11 protein-coding genes are annotated in these 14,459 nt (G+C 76.4%); 10 read left to right on the forward strand and 1 reads right to left on the reverse strand.

The window, feature by feature from the left end; genetic code table 11:
- Positions 1-34 precede the first annotated feature (34 nt).
- A complete protein-coding gene (locus Q0848_RS01430) occupies positions 35-1,261 on the reverse strand; it encodes a sorbosone dehydrogenase family protein (RefSeq protein ID WP_299033757.1) in 1,227 nt (408 codons plus the stop codon).
- A gap of 114 nt (positions 1,262-1,375) precedes the next feature.
- On the opposite strand from Q0848_RS01430, the gene Q0848_RS01435 reads away from it, so the two are divergent.
- The 10 genes from Q0848_RS01435 (at position 1,376) to ilvN (ending at position 14,456) form a co-directional block, all read left to right on the forward strand.
- Positions 1,376-2,362 (forward strand): 2-hydroxyacid dehydrogenase, encoded by a 987-nt coding sequence (locus Q0848_RS01435; RefSeq protein ID WP_299033759.1) that lies wholly within the window; start codon positions 1,376-1,378, stop codon positions 2,360-2,362.
- 91 nt (positions 2,363-2,453) lie between these two features.
- Positions 2,454-4,232 carry a dihydroxy-acid dehydratase gene (ilvD, locus tag Q0848_RS01440; RefSeq protein ID WP_299033762.1) on the forward strand — a complete coding sequence of 593 codons (1,779 nt, stop codon included), beginning with the start codon at positions 2,454-2,456 and terminating at the stop codon, positions 4,230-4,232.
- 110 nt (positions 4,233-4,342) lie between these two features.
- Positions 4,343-4,804, forward strand: coding sequence for an Lrp/AsnC family transcriptional regulator (locus Q0848_RS01445; RefSeq protein ID WP_299033765.1), 462 nt, complete (start codon positions 4,343-4,345; stop codon positions 4,802-4,804).
- 136 nt (positions 4,805-4,940) lie between these two features.
- Positions 4,941-5,933: a hypothetical protein gene (locus tag Q0848_RS01450; RefSeq protein WP_299033768.1), complete on the forward strand. Its 993-nt coding sequence runs from the start codon at positions 4,941-4,943 to the stop codon at positions 5,931-5,933.
- Between the two features lie 44 nt (positions 5,934-5,977).
- The gene (locus Q0848_RS01455; protein ID WP_299033770.1) at positions 5,978-6,832 is read left to right on the forward strand and encodes a DUF1028 domain-containing protein; all 855 of its coding nucleotides are present in this window, start codon (positions 5,978-5,980) and stop codon (positions 6,830-6,832) included.
- 85 nt (positions 6,833-6,917) lie between these two features.
- Entirely contained in the window at positions 6,918-8,387 is a 1,470-nt protein-coding gene (gene lat / locus Q0848_RS01460) for an L-lysine 6-transaminase (protein ID WP_299033773.1), read from the forward strand.
- Positions 8,384-9,781: a VOC family protein gene (locus tag Q0848_RS01465; protein ID WP_366146369.1), complete on the forward strand. Its 1,398-nt coding sequence runs from the start codon at positions 8,384-8,386 to the stop codon at positions 9,779-9,781. Before lat ends, Q0848_RS01465 begins: the two co-directional genes overlap by 4 nt.
- 250 nt (positions 9,782-10,031) lie before the next feature.
- Positions 10,032-11,564, forward strand: a complete 1,533-nt coding sequence (locus Q0848_RS01470) for an aldehyde dehydrogenase family protein (protein ID WP_366146370.1) — start codon at positions 10,032-10,034, stop codon at positions 11,562-11,564.
- Between the two features lie 358 nt (positions 11,565-11,922).
- Entirely contained in the window at positions 11,923-13,893 is a 1,971-nt protein-coding gene (locus tag Q0848_RS01475; protein ID WP_299033779.1) for an acetolactate synthase large subunit, read from the forward strand.
- The gene (gene ilvN / locus Q0848_RS01480) at positions 13,890-14,456 is read left to right on the forward strand and encodes an acetolactate synthase small subunit (RefSeq protein ID WP_299033781.1); all 567 of its coding nucleotides are present in this window, start codon (positions 13,890-13,892) and stop codon (positions 14,454-14,456) included. The genes Q0848_RS01475 and ilvN overlap by 4 nt, the downstream gene beginning before the upstream one ends.
- Positions 14,457-14,459 lie beyond the last annotated feature (3 nt).

A 14,459-nucleotide genomic window follows, 5' to 3' on the forward strand; every position in this document is an offset into this window, starting at 1 on the left:
GGGCGGCCGAGGAGGCGGGCCGCGCCGCCCGCCCTCAGGCGAGCGGCACCCGCAGGAGCTCGTCCTCGCCGTCGCCGTCGTTGGTCAGCACCCACAGGGCGCCGCCGCCGGGCGCGGGCGAGACGTCGCGCAGGCGCCCGTGCTCGCCGACCAGGTGCGCCTCCGGCTGGCCGACGGCGCCGCCCGCGGGGGAGGTCTCGACCGGCACCCTCCACAGCCGCTCGCCCCGCAGGGCGCTGACCCACACCGCGTCGCGGACGACGGCCAGCCCGCTCGGCGACGCCTGCGCCGGCGACCACCACGCCACCGGGTCGGTGAAGCCCTGGCGCGCCGCGTCGTCGCCGCCCGGCCCCTCGACCTCCGGCCAGCCGTAGTTCGCCCCCGCGGTCAGGAGGTTCAGCTCGTCCCAGGTGTCCGCCCCGAACTCGGTGGCGTACAGGCGCCCCTGCGCGTCCCAGCCGAGCCCCTGCACGTTCCGGTGCCCCAGCGTCCACACCGGCGAGCCCTCCTCGGGGTTCCCCGGGGCCGGGGCGCCGTCGGGCGCCAGCCTGAGCACCTTGCCCGCCAGGGAGTCCGGGTCCTGGGCGAGGACGGGGTCGCGCGCGTCGCCCGTGGTGACGTAGAGCATCCCGTCCGGCCCGAAGGCCACGCGGCCGCCGTTGTGGACGCGCGCGCGGGGGACGCCCTCGAGGAGCACCTCCGGCTCGCCGAGGGAGTCCCCGTCCAGCACGGCGCGGACGACGGCGTTGTCGTCGGCGCGCGTCACGTAGGCGTAGACGAGGCCGTCCTCGGCGAAGCCTGGGGACAGGGCGAGGCCGAGGAGGCCGCCCTCGCCCGCCGGGGCGGCGCCGCCGAAGGAGCCGTCGGGCGAGGTGGTCGCCACGTCGACGACGTCGCCGTCCGGGCTCACGCGGACGACGCGGGCCTCGTCGCGCAGGCTGACCAGCGCCGAGCCGTCCGGCAGGGCCGCGACCGACCAGGGCAGCGGGAGGTCTCCGGCCACCACCTCGGCCTCGTCGGCGGGCACCCCCGCGACGACCGGCTCGGGCGGCGGGGGCGTCGCGTCCGGGCTCGAGGAGGGGGTCTGCGCCGCCTGCGGGGTCGAGGGCGGGACGACGCCGGTCGGGACCGGGGTCGCCGGCTCGGACGCCCCGCACCCGCCGACGAGGAGGGCGCCGGCCAGGAGCCCGGCGACCCCGTGCCGCGGTCGCCGGCCGTCCGGGGGCAGGGGTCGGCGGGGGCGCGGCCGGAGGACGTCCATGCCCCTCCCAACGCGCGGGGGGCGCGCCGTGCTCCCGGCCCCGGGCGGGCGCCGGCCCGGCTCGCCCGGTCGCTCCGGCGGGCCGGTGCCCGCACGGGCGGCCACGATGGCTGGGTGAGCACCCCCGACGGCCCGCGGCTCGTGTCCTTCCCCGACGAGGAGCTGGCCCGCGAGGTGGGGATCCCCCTCGTGGGGTCCGGAGGAGGGGCCCGTCCGGACGGCGTCGAGGCGGTGGTGTGGGACGTCGGGACGCCGCCGGCGCAGGCGCTGGCCCCGCAGGAGCTGGACCGGCTGTCCCTCGTCGTGCTGCCGTACCACGGAACCCCGTCGGCCATCGGCTCGCTCGGCGACCTGCCGGCGCTGCGCGTCGTCCAGACGCAGACGACCGGCGCCGACGCCGCGGCGCCGCACGTGCCCGAGGGAGCGGCCCTCGCCACGGCGTCGGGGGCGCACGACGCCGGGACGGCCGAGATCGCCGTCGCGCTGCTGCTCGCGAGCGTGCGCCGGCTGGACGAGGCCGTGCGCGACATGGCGCAGGAACGCTGGCGCGCCCCCGACGGCCTGCGCCCGGGACTGGCCGGTCGGACGGTCGTCGTCCTCGGCGCGGGCGGCATCGCCAACGCGATCGCGCGGCGCCTGGCCCCCTTCGAGCTGGAGCTCGTGCGGGTGGCCACCCGCGCCCGCACCGACGACCTCGGCGCCGTGCGCTCGACGGACGAGCTGCCCGGGCTGCTGCCGTCCGCCGACGCGCTCGTCGTCGCCGTCCCCCTCACCGACGGCACGCGCGGGCTCGTCGACGCCGACGTGCTCGCCGGGCTGGCGGACGGCGCCGTGGTGGTGAACGTGGCCCGCGGCCCGGTCGTGGACACGGACGCCCTCGTCGCGGAGGTCTCGGTCGGGCGCCTGCGGGCGGCGCTCGACGTCACCGACCCCGAGCCGCTGCCGCAGGACCACCCGCTGTGGAGCCTGCCGGGCAGCATCGTCACGCCGCACGTGGGCGGGGCCACCGACGCGATGCGCCCGCGCGTCGTCGCCCTCCTGCAGCGCCAGCTGCGAGCCTTCGCCTCGGGGCAGGACCTGGAGAACGTCGTCGGCGGCTGAGGGCCCCCGCCGAGCCGGTCGACCGCAGGGCGCCGACCGACGGGCGGACGCGCTGCCCGGGGAGTGGGACGGCGTCCTTACACTCCCCGGCATGGACCCCCGCACGGCCGAGGCACCCGAGCGCACCCGTCCCTCCGGCACCGGGGGCGGCGTCCCGTCCGGCGGGCCCGTCGCCGGCGAGGTCGACCGCAAGCCGCGCAGCCGCCAGGTCACCGACGGCCTCGAGGCCACCGCGTCGCGCGGCATGCTGCGCGCCGTCGGCATGGGCGACGACGACTTCAGCAAGCCGCAGATCGGCGTGGCCAGCTCCTGGAACGAGATCACGCCCTGCAACCTGTCCCTCGACCGCCTCGCGAAGTCGGTCAAGGACGGCGTCCACAGCGCGCAGGGCTACCCCCTGGAGTTCGGCACCATCTCCGTCTCCGACGGCATCTCGATGGGCCACGAGGGCATGCACTTCTCCCTCGTCAGCCGCGAGGTCATCGCCGACAGCGTCGAGACCGTGATGCAGGCCGAGCGCCTCGACGGCTCGGTGCTGCTGGCCGGCTGCGACAAGTCCCTGCCCGGCATGCTCATGGCCGCGGCGCGCCTGGACCTCGCCAGCGTCTTCCTCTACGCCGGCTCGATCCTGCCCGGCATCGCCAAGCTGTCCGACGGCAGCGAGAAGCAGGTCACGATCATCGACGCGTTCGAGGCCGTCGGCGCCTGCTCGCGCGGCCTCATGAGCCGCGAGGACGTCGACGTCATCGAGCGCGCCATCTGCCCGGGAGAGGGCGCCTGCGGCGGGATGTACACGGCCAACACGATGGCCAGCGCCGCCGAGGCGCTCGGCATGTCGCTGCCCGGCTCGGCCGCGCCGCCGGCCACCGACCGCCGCCGCGACGGCTACGCCCGCCGCTCCGGCGCCGCCGTCGTCGAGCTGCTGGCCCGCGGCACCACCGCCCGCGACATCATGACCAAGGAGGCGTTCGAGAACGCCATCGCGGTCGTCATGGCCTTCGGCGGCTCCACCAACGCGGTGCTCCACCTGCTCGCCATCGCCCACGAGGCCGAGGTCGACCTCACGCTCGACGACTTCGACCGGATCGGCAGCAGGGTCCCGCACCTCGCCGACGTGAAGCCCTTCGGCCGCCACGTCATGACCGACGTCGACCGCGTGGGCGGCGTGCCCGTCGTCATGCGCGCTCTGCTGGACGCCGGTCTCCTGCACGGGGACACGCTCACCGTGACGGGCCGCACGACGGCGGAGAACCTCGCCGACATCGCCCCGCCGGACGTCGACGGCACCGTGCTGCGGGCCATGGACCGGCCCATCCACAAGACCGGCGGCCTGACCATCCTCAAGGGCTCGCTGGCGCCCGGGGGCGCCGTCGTGAAGTCGGCCGGCTTCGAGTCGGACGTCTTCGAGGGCACGGCGCGCGTGTTCGACCGCGAGCGCGCGGCGATGGACGCCCTCGAGGACGGCACCATCAGCGCCGGCGACGTGGTCGTCATCCGCTACGAGGGCCCCAAGGGCGGGCCCGGCATGCGGGAGATGCTCGCCATCACCGGGGCCATCAAGGGCGCCGGCCTCGGCAAGGACGTGCTGCTGCTGACCGACGGCCGCTTCTCCGGCGGCACGACGGGCCTGTGCGTCGGGCACGTGGCGCCCGAGGCGGTGGACGGCGGCCCCATCGCCTTCGTCCGCGACGGCGACCGCATCCGCCTCGACGTCACCGGCAAGACCCTCGACGTCCTCGTCGACGACGCCGAGCTCGCGCAGCGCCGCGCCGACGGCTGGCAGCCGCTGCCGCAGCGCTACACCCGCGGCGTCCTCGCCAAGTACGCCAAGCTCGTCGGCTCGGCCTCGCACGGCGCCGTCCTGGACTGAGCGGGGACCCGTCGGCGGCCCGGCCGCCGAGACCGACGAACGGCACCTCCCCGGTCCTCCGGGAGGTGCCGTCCGTCGGTCTCGACGCCGGCCTGGGTAGCGTCCCCGCCATGCCGACCCAGCCCGCGGAGGTCGACGACGTCGACCGCGCCATCGTCGCCGCGCTCGTGGCGGACGGCCGCACCAGCTACACCGACCTGGGCAAGCAGGTGGGGCTGCCGACGTCGACGGTCCACCAGCGCGTGCGGCGCCTCGAGCAGCGCGGCGTGGTGACGGGGTACACGGCCGTCGTGGACCCCGAGGCGCTGGGTCTGCCGCTGTCGGCCATCGTCTCGGTGACGCCCTTCGACCCGGCGGCGCCGGACGACGTCCCCGAGCGCCTGGCCACCGTCGCCGAGGTCGAGTCCTGCTGGTCGGTCGCGGGGGAGGAGTCCTACGTGCTCCTCGTCCGCACCGAGACGCCGGGACGCCTCGAGGAGGTGCTCGCCGAGATCCGCACCGCCGGCTCGGTCGCCACCCGCACGACGGTGATCCTCTCCACCCCGTTCGAGGGCCGCCGCCGCACGTCCTGAGGACACCGACGACCGATCTCCCTCTCGAGCGCCACCGAGGGGCACACTGGCCGGCGGTCGCGGCGCCCCGAGGGCGGGCGCGCCGCGGGGCTCGTCGGGGGACGAGAGCCAGGACGACGGGATCCGGGGGACCGCTGTGGCGATGCGCGAGGGCTGGCCGTTCGACCGCGACGACGGGCGTGAGACCGCCCCGACGGACGACGGCTCGACCACCGGGCGCGGGGACGGCGGGCCGCGGGTCCGCTCGGGGTCGCGCCCCGTGCTGCGCGCCCTCGGCATCACGGCCGTCACCACGACCTCCGCGCTGGGCGTGCTGGGGCTCGGCGCTCTCGTGGTGAGCGGCCTGGGCGGGCTCGACGTCGTCCTCACCGGTGCGCGGGAACCCGCGGAGGCGTCCGCGCCCGCCGGCTCGGCGGGGTCCCAGGGCTCGAGCGAGCTCGGCGACGACTACCTCGCCTCCCTGGCCGAGGAGGAGCCGACGCCCCCGCCTCCCCCGCCCGACGCCGTCGAGCCGGCGGACGTGCCCGAGCCCGTGGTGCGGGTGGTGCCGCTCGCGCCGGGGGAGTCCTTCGCCGAGGACGACCACCCGTGGGCCGTCGCGTACGAGGTCCCGGACACCGGGGCGAGGTGGTCGGAGGCCCTCCCGGAGGGCCTGCTGCCGCTGGGCGACATCGGGCAGCACCGCTCCCAGCCCACCGTGCCGGGGCAGAGCTGCAACGGCCCGTCCTCGGCCGCCGTCGCGGGCCGCCAGTGGATGTGGGCGGAGGAGGACTCGAACAGGCTCGACCAGACCAGCGTCAGCCTCGTCGTCACGGGCTGGCCCACGGGCACCGGGCCGGCGGCCTTCGCCGACGTCCGCCAGGACGACGGACCCTGCTCGTGGCTCGACGACGTACCGGTCGAGGTCGACGTCCACGTCCCCTCCGGCGACGAGGACTGGGCCGGCGTGCGCGCGAGCCCGACGGGCGACGGGTCCGAGGTCCTGCTCGGCGCAGCGCGCACGGGCGACCTGGTCGTCGGCGTCGAGGTGCGGCCGCCCGGCGACGGCTCCGCCGAGCTCGTCGGCGAGCTGCTCGAGGCTGCCGTCGTCGAGCTGCGGGAGGCCGATCCCGGCAGCGCCGCCGGGTGAGGTCCGGGGGCTGGTGAGGCGGCCCCGCGGCTACGGTCGCGCGCATGACCTTCTCGATCGTGGGCCGCAGCCCCGACGGCTCGGCCCTCGGCGTGGCCGTGGCCTCGAAGTTCCTCGCCGTGGGCGGGTACGTGCCCGCCCTGGAGGTGGGCGTCGGCGCGCTCGCGACGCAGGCGGCGGTCAACCTCGCGCTGAAGGCCGAGGGTCTGGACCTCATGCGTGCCGGGGCGACGGCGGGCGAGGCCCTGGACCGCTTCCTCGCGCAGGACGCGGGGCGCGCCGAGCGCCAGGCCGGGGCCGTCGACGCGCACGGGCGCGCGGCCACCCGGACGGGGGAGGACTGCCACCCCTGGGCCGGGGGCGTGACCGGCGAGGGGCCCGAGGGCTCGTTCGCGGCGCAGGGGAACGTCCTCGCCGGGCCGGAGGTCGTCGACGCCATGGCCGCCGCCTGGCGCGCCTCCTCCGGGGAGCCCTCGCTGGCCCGGCGGCTGCTCGCGGCGCTCGAGGCCGGTGACGCCGCGGGCGGGGACCGGCGGGGCCGGCAGTCCGCCGCCCTCGTCGTGGTCGCGCCGGGCGGCGGCTACGGCGGGCACGACGTGGTCGTCGACCTGCGCAGCGACGACGACCCCGCGCCCGTCCCGCACCTGGCGCGGATGCTCGCCGAGCACGAGCTGCTCTTCGGCCGCACGGCGCCGGAGGACCTGCTGGCCTGGGACGACGCCCTGCGCGCCGAGGTCCGCCACCTCCTCGACGCGGCGGGCGTGAGCGGTGGCGACCTCGAGGCGGACCTCGAGCGGTGGGCGGGGGCGCAGAACCTCGAGGAGCGCGTGCGCCCCGGCGGCCTGGACCGCCTCGACCCGGTCGTCCTGACGCACCTCCGGGACGCCGGGGAGCGCTGATCCTCCCGGCGGCCGCGTCTCGATCGGGAGAGAGTGCTCCAAGGGGGGTTGTCCGGCGGAGGATCTCCCACCTAGTCTCGGCGCCATGAGCGCACCCACCGTCGACCGCGCGGCGACGACGCCGCCCGCCGCCCCCGCGCCCGGCAGCGGGGTGGTGACCGCCGCCACCGCGCACGAGCACGTGGCGGCGCACATGCTCGACGACGGCCTCGGGCTCGTCCTGGACCTGGCGGCCTCGCGCGGCTCGCGCCTCGTCGACGCGCGCGACGGCAGCTCCTACCTCGACATGTTCACGTTCTTCGCCTCCTCGGCCCTGGGCATGAACCACCCGGACGTCGCCGAGGACGAGGACTTCGCGGCCGAGCTCCTGCGCTCGGCGCTGTCCAAGCCGAGCAACTCCGACATCGTCACGGTCGAGCGCGCGCAGTTCGTCGACGTCTTCGCCCGGGTCCTCGGCGTCCCCGAGCTGCCGCACCTGTTCTTCGTGGAGGGCGGCGGCCTCGCCGTCGAGAACGCCCTCAAGACGGCCTTCGACTGGAAGAGCCGCTGGAACGAGAGCCACGGCCTGGACCCGGCGCTGGGCACGAAGGTGCTGCACCTGCGCCAGGCCTTCCACGGCCGCACCGGCTACACGATGTCCCTGACCAACACCGACCCGAACAAGGTCGCGCGCTTCCCGCAGTTCGACTGGCCGCGCATCGACAACCCCCACCCGGTCGAGGGCGAGGACGAGGCCGTCCTGCGCGCCCGCGAGGACGCCGCCCTGGCGCAGGCCCGTGCTGCGTTCGAGGCCGCCCCCCACGACGTCGCGTGCGCGATCGTCGAGCCGATCCAGGGCGAGGGCGGGGACAACCACCTCACCCCGCGCTTCCTGCAGGGTCTGCAGGCCCTCTGCCACGAGTTCGACGCCCTGTTCGTCTGCGACGAGGTGCAGACGGGCTGCGGCCTGACCGGCACGGCGTGGGCGCACACCCAGCTCGGCCTCGAGCCCGACGTCGTCGCCTTCGGCAAGAAGACGCAGGTCTGCGGGATCATGGCCGGTCGTCGCGTGGACCTCGTGCCCGACAACGTCTTCCGCGTCTCCAGCCGGATCAACTCCACCTGGGGCGGAGGTCTCGTCGACATGGTGCGCGCGCGCCGGATCCTCGAGGTGTGCGAGCGCGACGACCTCTTCGCCGGTGCGGCCCGCGCCGGGGAGCACCTGCGCGCCGGGCTCCGCGACCTCGCCTCCCGGCACCCCGAGGTCACCGACGTGCGCGGTCGCGGCCTGATGTGCGCCTTCGACCTGCCCGACGGCGAGCGCCGCGGGGCGCTGCTCGCCCACCTCGAGGAGCACGAGCACGTGCTCGCGCTCGGCTGCGGCTCGCGCAGCGTCCGCTTCCGCCCGGCGCTGACGGTGTCCACCGCGGAGCTGGACGAGGCCCTCGCGGCGGTCGACCGCTCCCTGGCGGCCCTGGCCGGCGCGGCGGCGGGTGACACGGCGATGGCCGGCGCCGCCGCGGGCGCGTCGGTCGGGACGCCGGCACCGGGCGGACCGTCGGGGGAGCCGTCCTGACCGGGGTAGCGGGGTTCGTCGGGACGACCGAGCTGCGGGCCCGCTTCGCCGCCGCGCTCTCCGCGCTGTACGCCACCGAGGTGCCCGCCTACGGCACGCTCGTCGAGGTCGCCGGCCAGGTCAACGCCGACGTCCTGGCCCAGGACCCGGCCGCGGCGCAGGCGCTCGGCAGCATCGAGCGCGTCACCGCGGAGCGGCACGGCGCCATCCGCGTGGGCACGGCGCGCGAGCTGGGGCAGGTCGGGCAGGTGTTCGCGGCCCTCGGCATGAGGCCGGTGGGCTTCTACGACCTGCGGGAGGCGGGGCAGCCCGTGCCGGTGGTCTCGACGGCCTTCCGGCCCGTCGACGACGACGAGCTGGCCGCCAACCCCTTCCGCGTCTTCACCTCCGTGCTCGCCACGGACGACCGCCGCTTCTTCGACGCGGACCTCCAGGCCCGGCTCGAGGAGCGCCTGGAGGCGCGTGAGCTCTTCAGCCCGCTGCTGCTCACCCTCTCCGCCCGGGCCGAGGAGGACGGCGGGCTCGCGCCGGAGGACGCCGACGCCCTCGTCCGGCTGGCGACCGCGGCCTTCGCGCTCTCGCCCGAGCCCGTCGACGCCGCGTGGTACGCCGAGCTGGAGCGGGTCTCCGGCGTCGCCGCGGACATCGGCGGCGTCGGGTCCACCCACGTCAACCACCTGACGCCGCGGGTGCTCGACATCGACGCGCTGTACGCCCGGATGACCGGGCGCGGGGTCGCGATGATCGACGCCATCCAGGGTCCGCCCGGCGGTGGTGCGCCGGTCCTGCTGCGCCAGACGAGCTTCCGCGCGCTGTCGGAGCCGCGGGCGATGCGCGACCCCGACGGCTCCGTGCGCGCCGGGTCCCTGCGCGTGCGCTTCGGCGAGGTGGAGGCCCGCGGCTGCGCCCTGACCCCGGCGGGGCGGGCCCGCTACGACGCCTGGATGGCGGCCGGCGGCACGCCCTCCGAGCAGGACCGCCTGTGGCGCAGCCTGATCCCGGACGACCCCGACGAGCAGGCCGCTGCCGGGCTCACCAGCGTGCGGTGGGTGCCGGTGGCCGACCGCCCGCGCGACGGCGCCGTCCCCGCGGCCGACCTGGCGCGCCTGCTCGCCGACGGGTGGGTGCGCGCCGAGCCCGTCGTCTACGAGGACTTCCTGCCCGCCTCGGCGGCGGGGATCTTCGCGTCCAACCTGGACGGGACGGGGGAGCGGGACGCCTCGGCGGGCCGCAGCCACCGCGACGCCGGCTGGCTGGCCGACGCGCTCGGCCGCGAGGTCCTCGAGCCGGCGGACCTGTACGCCGCCACGAGCGCGGCGAGCGCGGCCGAGGTGGCGCGCGTGCTGGACCTGCCCCCGCTCGAGCAGCCCGTCGCACCGTCGGCTCCCGCCTGACACGCTCGCCCACGAGAACCGGGGCGTCCCGGCGGACCGCCGTCCCCGACGACCCGGGCGCCGCACCCGCCACCCGCGGTGCGGCGCGACCGCCCCCGCACCGACCACTCCCACCGGAGGAACCACCGTGACCAGCCCTGAGCCCCCCACCCCCGGCCGCACCCCCGAGGGCGAGCCGCTCGAGGGGGCGCTCGCCGAGCCGGGGGGCCCGGCCGGCGCCGCCCTCGGCCTCGTCGCCGGCACCGACGAGATCCGCGAGCGCGCTCTGGCCGCGCTGCGGGCCTGCGGCGTCGACATCGACGGCCTGCGCGCCGAGGGCGAGGGCGCGGCCGCCCGCGGCGCGGCCGTCGTCACCGCACGCACCCCGGTGACGGGGGAGGACCTGCTGCCCCTGCCGGCCACGAGCGCCGACGGCGTCGAGGCCGCCGTCACCCTGGCCACGGGCGCCTTCGGCGTCTGGCGCACCACGCCCGCACCGGTGCGCGGCTTCCTCGTCAAGCGCCTCGGGGAGCTGCTGGTCGACCACCTCGACGACCTCGCCGTGCTCGTGACGACCGAGGTCGGCAAGACGCCGTCCGAGGCGCGCGGCGAGGTGCAGGAGATGGTCGACGTCTGCGACCTCGCCGTCGGCCTCTCGCGCCAGCTGACCGGGCGCACCATGCCGTCGGAGCGGCCCGGGCACCGCCTCATGGAGACCTGGCACCCCCTGGGGCCGGTCGCCGTCATCAGCGCCTTCAACTTCCCCGTCGCCGTCTGGGCGTGGAACAGCGCCCTGGCGCTCGTGTGCGGGGACCCGGTCGTGTGGAAGCCCTCGGAGCTGACGCCGCTGACCGCGCTGGCGTGCACCGCGCTCGCCGAGCGGGCGGCCCGGGAGAGCGGCGCCCCGGAGGGCCTCGTCCCGCTCGTGCTCGGCGGTGCCGAGGTCGGGAAGGCCCTGGTCGACGACGCCCGCGTCCCCCTGGTGTCGGCGACGGGCTCGGTCCCCATGGGCCGGGACGTCGGCGCCCGCGTCGCCGGCCGGTTCGGCCGGACGCTGCTGGAGCTCGGGGGCAACAACGCCGCCGTCGTCGCGCCCTCGGCCGACCTGGACCTCGCCGTGCGCGGCATCGTCTTCGCGGCCGCGGGGACCGCGGGCCAGCGCTGCACCACGCTGCGCCGCCTGCTCGTGCACTCCTCGGTCGTCGACGAGCTGCTGGCGCGGCTCGTGGACGTCTACCGACGGCTGCCCGTGGGCGACCCATCGGCGCCGGGCGCTCTGGTCGGGCCGCTGGTGGCGCCCCGCGCGCACGAGGCGATGGAGCGGGCCCTCGAGGCGGCCCGCGCCGACGGCGGCGAGGTGCTCGTCGGCGGCGAGCGCGTCCTCGTCGAGGAGGCGCCCGCGGCCCGCTACGTGCGCCCGGCCGTCGTGCGGATGCCGGCCCAGACCGACGTCGTGCGCGCCGAGACCTTCGCGCCGGTGCTCTACGTCCTCACCTACGACGACCTCGACGAGGCGATCGCCCTGCAGAACGACGTCCCGCAGGGGCTCTCGAGCGCGATCTTCACCCTCGACGCCCGCGAGGCTGAGCGCTTCATGGCCGCCGACGGCTCGGACTGCGGCATCGTCAACGTCAACATCGGCACCTCGGGGGCCGAGATCGGCGGCGCCTTCGGGGGCGAGAAGGAGACCGGGGGCGGTCGGGAGTCGGGCTCGGACTCCTGGCGCGCGTACATGCGCCGGGCCACCAACACGGTGAACTACAGCCGCGAGCTGCCGCTGGCCCAGGGCGTCGACTTCGGCTGAACGCCCGCCCGGTCCTGAGACGCCCGTCCCGCATCCTGGGACGGGCGTCTCGTCGGTTGACGACGCCCGGCCGCAGGAGCACTGTTGGCCCCATGTCGAGCCAGCAGGGCCTCCTCGTAGTTCCCGGGCGTGCGTGAGCCCACCGCCCTGACGGCTCCGCACGCGACCCCTCGAACCGCCCGCGCCCCGCGCAGGCCGAGGGGTCTCGTCATGTCCGGGCCCTGACGGGCCCGCCGGCACGACCAGGCACGATGAGCACCAGGAACGAGCACCACGGCACCACGAGCAGCACCGGGCCCTCCTGGGCCCATCGGAGCCCCTCGGGGCCCCGTCGACACCACTCGCGTGGAGGACAGCCATGGCCAGCGCCGACCAGCGCACCGCCCCTCGTCCGGGACCCCGCCCCGCGCCCCCGGCGCACTCGCAGGTCACGGTCGGGCAGGCGCGCCCGGCCGACCCGGCACCGACCGACGAGCACGGCGAGCCGATGACCGGGGCCCAGAGCCTCGTCCGCTCGCTGGAGGCGGCCGACGTCGAGGTCGTCTTCGGCATCCCGGGCGGCGCCATCCTGCCCGCGTACGACCCGCTGCTCGACAGCCCGACGGTGCGCCACATCCTGGTGCGCCACGAGCAGGGCGCCGGCCACGCCGCCCAGGGCTACGCGCAGGCCACCGGCCGCGTCGGCGTCTGCATGGCCACCTCGGGCCCGGGCGCCACGAACCTCGTCACCGCGATCGCCGACGCCCACATGGACTCGATCCCCATGGTCGCCATCACCGGGCAGGTCTCGTCGGCCGCGATCGGCACCGACGCCTTCCAGGAGGCCGACATCGTCGGGATGACGATGCCGGTGACCAAGCACAACTTCCTCGTCACCGACCCCCGGGACATCCCGCGGACGATCGCCGAGGCCTTCCACATCGCCTCCACCGGGCGGCCCGGGCCGGTCCTGGTGGACATCTCCAAGGACGCCCTCCAGGCGCGGACGACCTTCCGCTGGCCCACCCGCCTGGACCTGCCGGGCTACCGGCCCACCACCACCCCGCACCGGCGCCAGGTGCGCGAGGCCGCGAAGATGCTGGCGGCGGCCGAGCGCCCCGTCCTCTACGTGGGCGGCGGCGTCCTCAAGGCGCACGCCGCGGCCGAGCTGGCCGAGCTCGTCGAGCTCTCCGGCGCCCCCGTCGTCACGACGCTGATGGCCCGGGGCGCCCTGCCGGACAGCCACCCGAGCAACCTCGGCATGCCGGGGATGCACGGCACCGTCGCCGCCGTGACGGCGCTGCAGAAGGCCGACCTCCTCGTCGCCCTCGGCTCGCGCTTCGACGACCGCGTGACCGGCAAGCTCTCCAGCTTCGCGCCGGACGCCCGGGTCGTCCACGCCGACGTCGACCCCGCCGAGATCGGCAAGAACCGGGTCGTGGACGTGCCGATCGTCGGGGACGCGCGCGAGGTCCTCGCCGAGCTGGTGCCGGCCCTGCGCGCCGAGCACGCCGACGGCTCCCGCGCCGACCTGGCGGAGTGGTGGCGCCAGCTCGACCAGCTGCGCCGCACCTACCCGCTCGGCTACGCCGAGGCCGAGGACGGCTCGCTGGCCCCCCAGCGGGTCATCGCCCGCCTCGGGGAGATCGCCGGTCCGGAGGCGATCTACGTCTCCGGCGTCGGCCAGCACCAGATGTGGGCCGCCCAGTTCATCGGCTACGAGCGCCCCGGGAGCTGGATCAACTCCGGCGGCCTCGGCACGATGGGCTTCGCCGTGCCCGCGGCGATGGGCGCCAAGGTCGGCGACCCCGACCGCGTCGTCTGGGCCGTGGACGGCGACGGCTGCTTCCAGATGACCAACCAGGAGCTCGCCACCTGCGCCCTGAACGGCATCCCCATCAAGGTCGCCGTCATCAACAACTCCAGCCTGGGCATGGTGCGCCAGTGGCAGACCCTCTTCTACGAGGGCCGCTACTCCAACACCGACCTGCACACCGGCGCGGCGGTCGAGATGGGCCAGCGCATCCCCGACTTCGTCAAGCTCGCCGACGCCTACGGGTGCGTGGGGCTGCGCTGCGAGCGCCCCGAGGACCTCGACGCGACGATCGAGGCGGCCATGGCCGTCACCGACCGACCCGTCGTCGTGGACTTCGTCGTCCACCGCGACGCCATGGTGTGGCCGATGGTCGCCGCCGGCGTCAGCAACGACGAGATCCAGTACGCGCGCGGCGTCTCGCCGGAGTGGGACCGCGACGAGGAGACGAGCACCGAGGACGACACCGCCCCCACCCCGACCGGCCCCGGCGTCGCCCTCGAGGACGTGGTGGGCGACGAGGAGGGGCAGCGATGACGCTCCTGCAGCCGGCCCAGCAGGCCGGGCGGCCGTCGACGACGCGCCACACGCTCTCCGTCCTGGTCCAGGACGTCCCGGGCGTGCTCGCCCGGGTCGCCGGGCTCTTCTCCCGGCGCGGCTTCAACATCGTCAGCCTCGCGGTCGGACCCACCGAGCAGGTCGGGGTCTCGCGGATGACGGTCGTCGTCGACGTCGAGTCCCTGCCGCTCGAGCAGGTGGTCAAGCAGCTCAACAAGCTCGTCAACGTGCTCAAGATCGTCGAGCTCGACCCGGGTGCGGCCGTCCAGCGCGAGCTGCTGCTCGTCAAGGTGCGCGCCGACGCGACCACCCGCTCGCAGGTGCTCGACGTCGTGCAGCTCTTCCGCGCGCACGTCGTCGACGTCGCGCCGGAGGCCCTGACGATCGAGACCACCGGCGAGCCCGACAAGATCGCGGCGCTGCTGCGCATGCTCGAGCCCTTCGGGGTCCGCGAGCTCGTGCAGTCCGGCCAGGTGGCCCTCGCCCGCGGCTCGCGGGCGATGACCGACCGCGCCTCCGACCGGCCGCTCCGCTCCGCCTGAGCC

Origin of the sequence: uncultured Pseudokineococcus sp., from assembly GCF_947495735.1 — a bacterium.
In the GTDB taxonomy this organism is placed as follows: Bacteria; Actinomycetota; Actinomycetes; order Actinomycetales; family Quadrisphaeraceae; genus Pseudokineococcus.

Excerpts from the sequence above, each read along its gene's own strand:
- lat (WP_299033773.1), top strand. The coding sequence starts at position 6,918 with ATGAGCGCACCCACCGTCGACCGCGCGGCGACGACGCCGCCCGCCGCC.
- Q0848_RS01455 (WP_299033770.1), top strand. The coding sequence starts at position 5,978 with ATGACCTTCTCGATCGTGGGCCGCAGCCCCGACGGCTCGGCCCTCGGC.
- Q0848_RS01430 (WP_299033757.1), bottom strand. The coding sequence starts at position 1,261 with ATGGACGTCCTCCGGCCGCGCCCCCGCCGACCCCTGCCCCCGGACGGC.
- ilvD (WP_299033762.1), top strand. The coding sequence starts at position 2,454 with ATGGACCCCCGCACGGCCGAGGCACCCGAGCGCACCCGTCCCTCCGGC.
- Q0848_RS01475 (WP_299033779.1), top strand. The coding sequence starts at position 11,923 with ATGGCCAGCGCCGACCAGCGCACCGCCCCTCGTCCGGGACCCCGCCCC.
- Q0848_RS01445 (WP_299033765.1), top strand. The coding sequence starts at position 4,343 with ATGCCGACCCAGCCCGCGGAGGTCGACGACGTCGACCGCGCCATCGTC.
- ilvN (WP_299033781.1), top strand. The coding sequence starts at position 13,890 with ATGACGCTCCTGCAGCCGGCCCAGCAGGCCGGGCGGCCGTCGACGACG.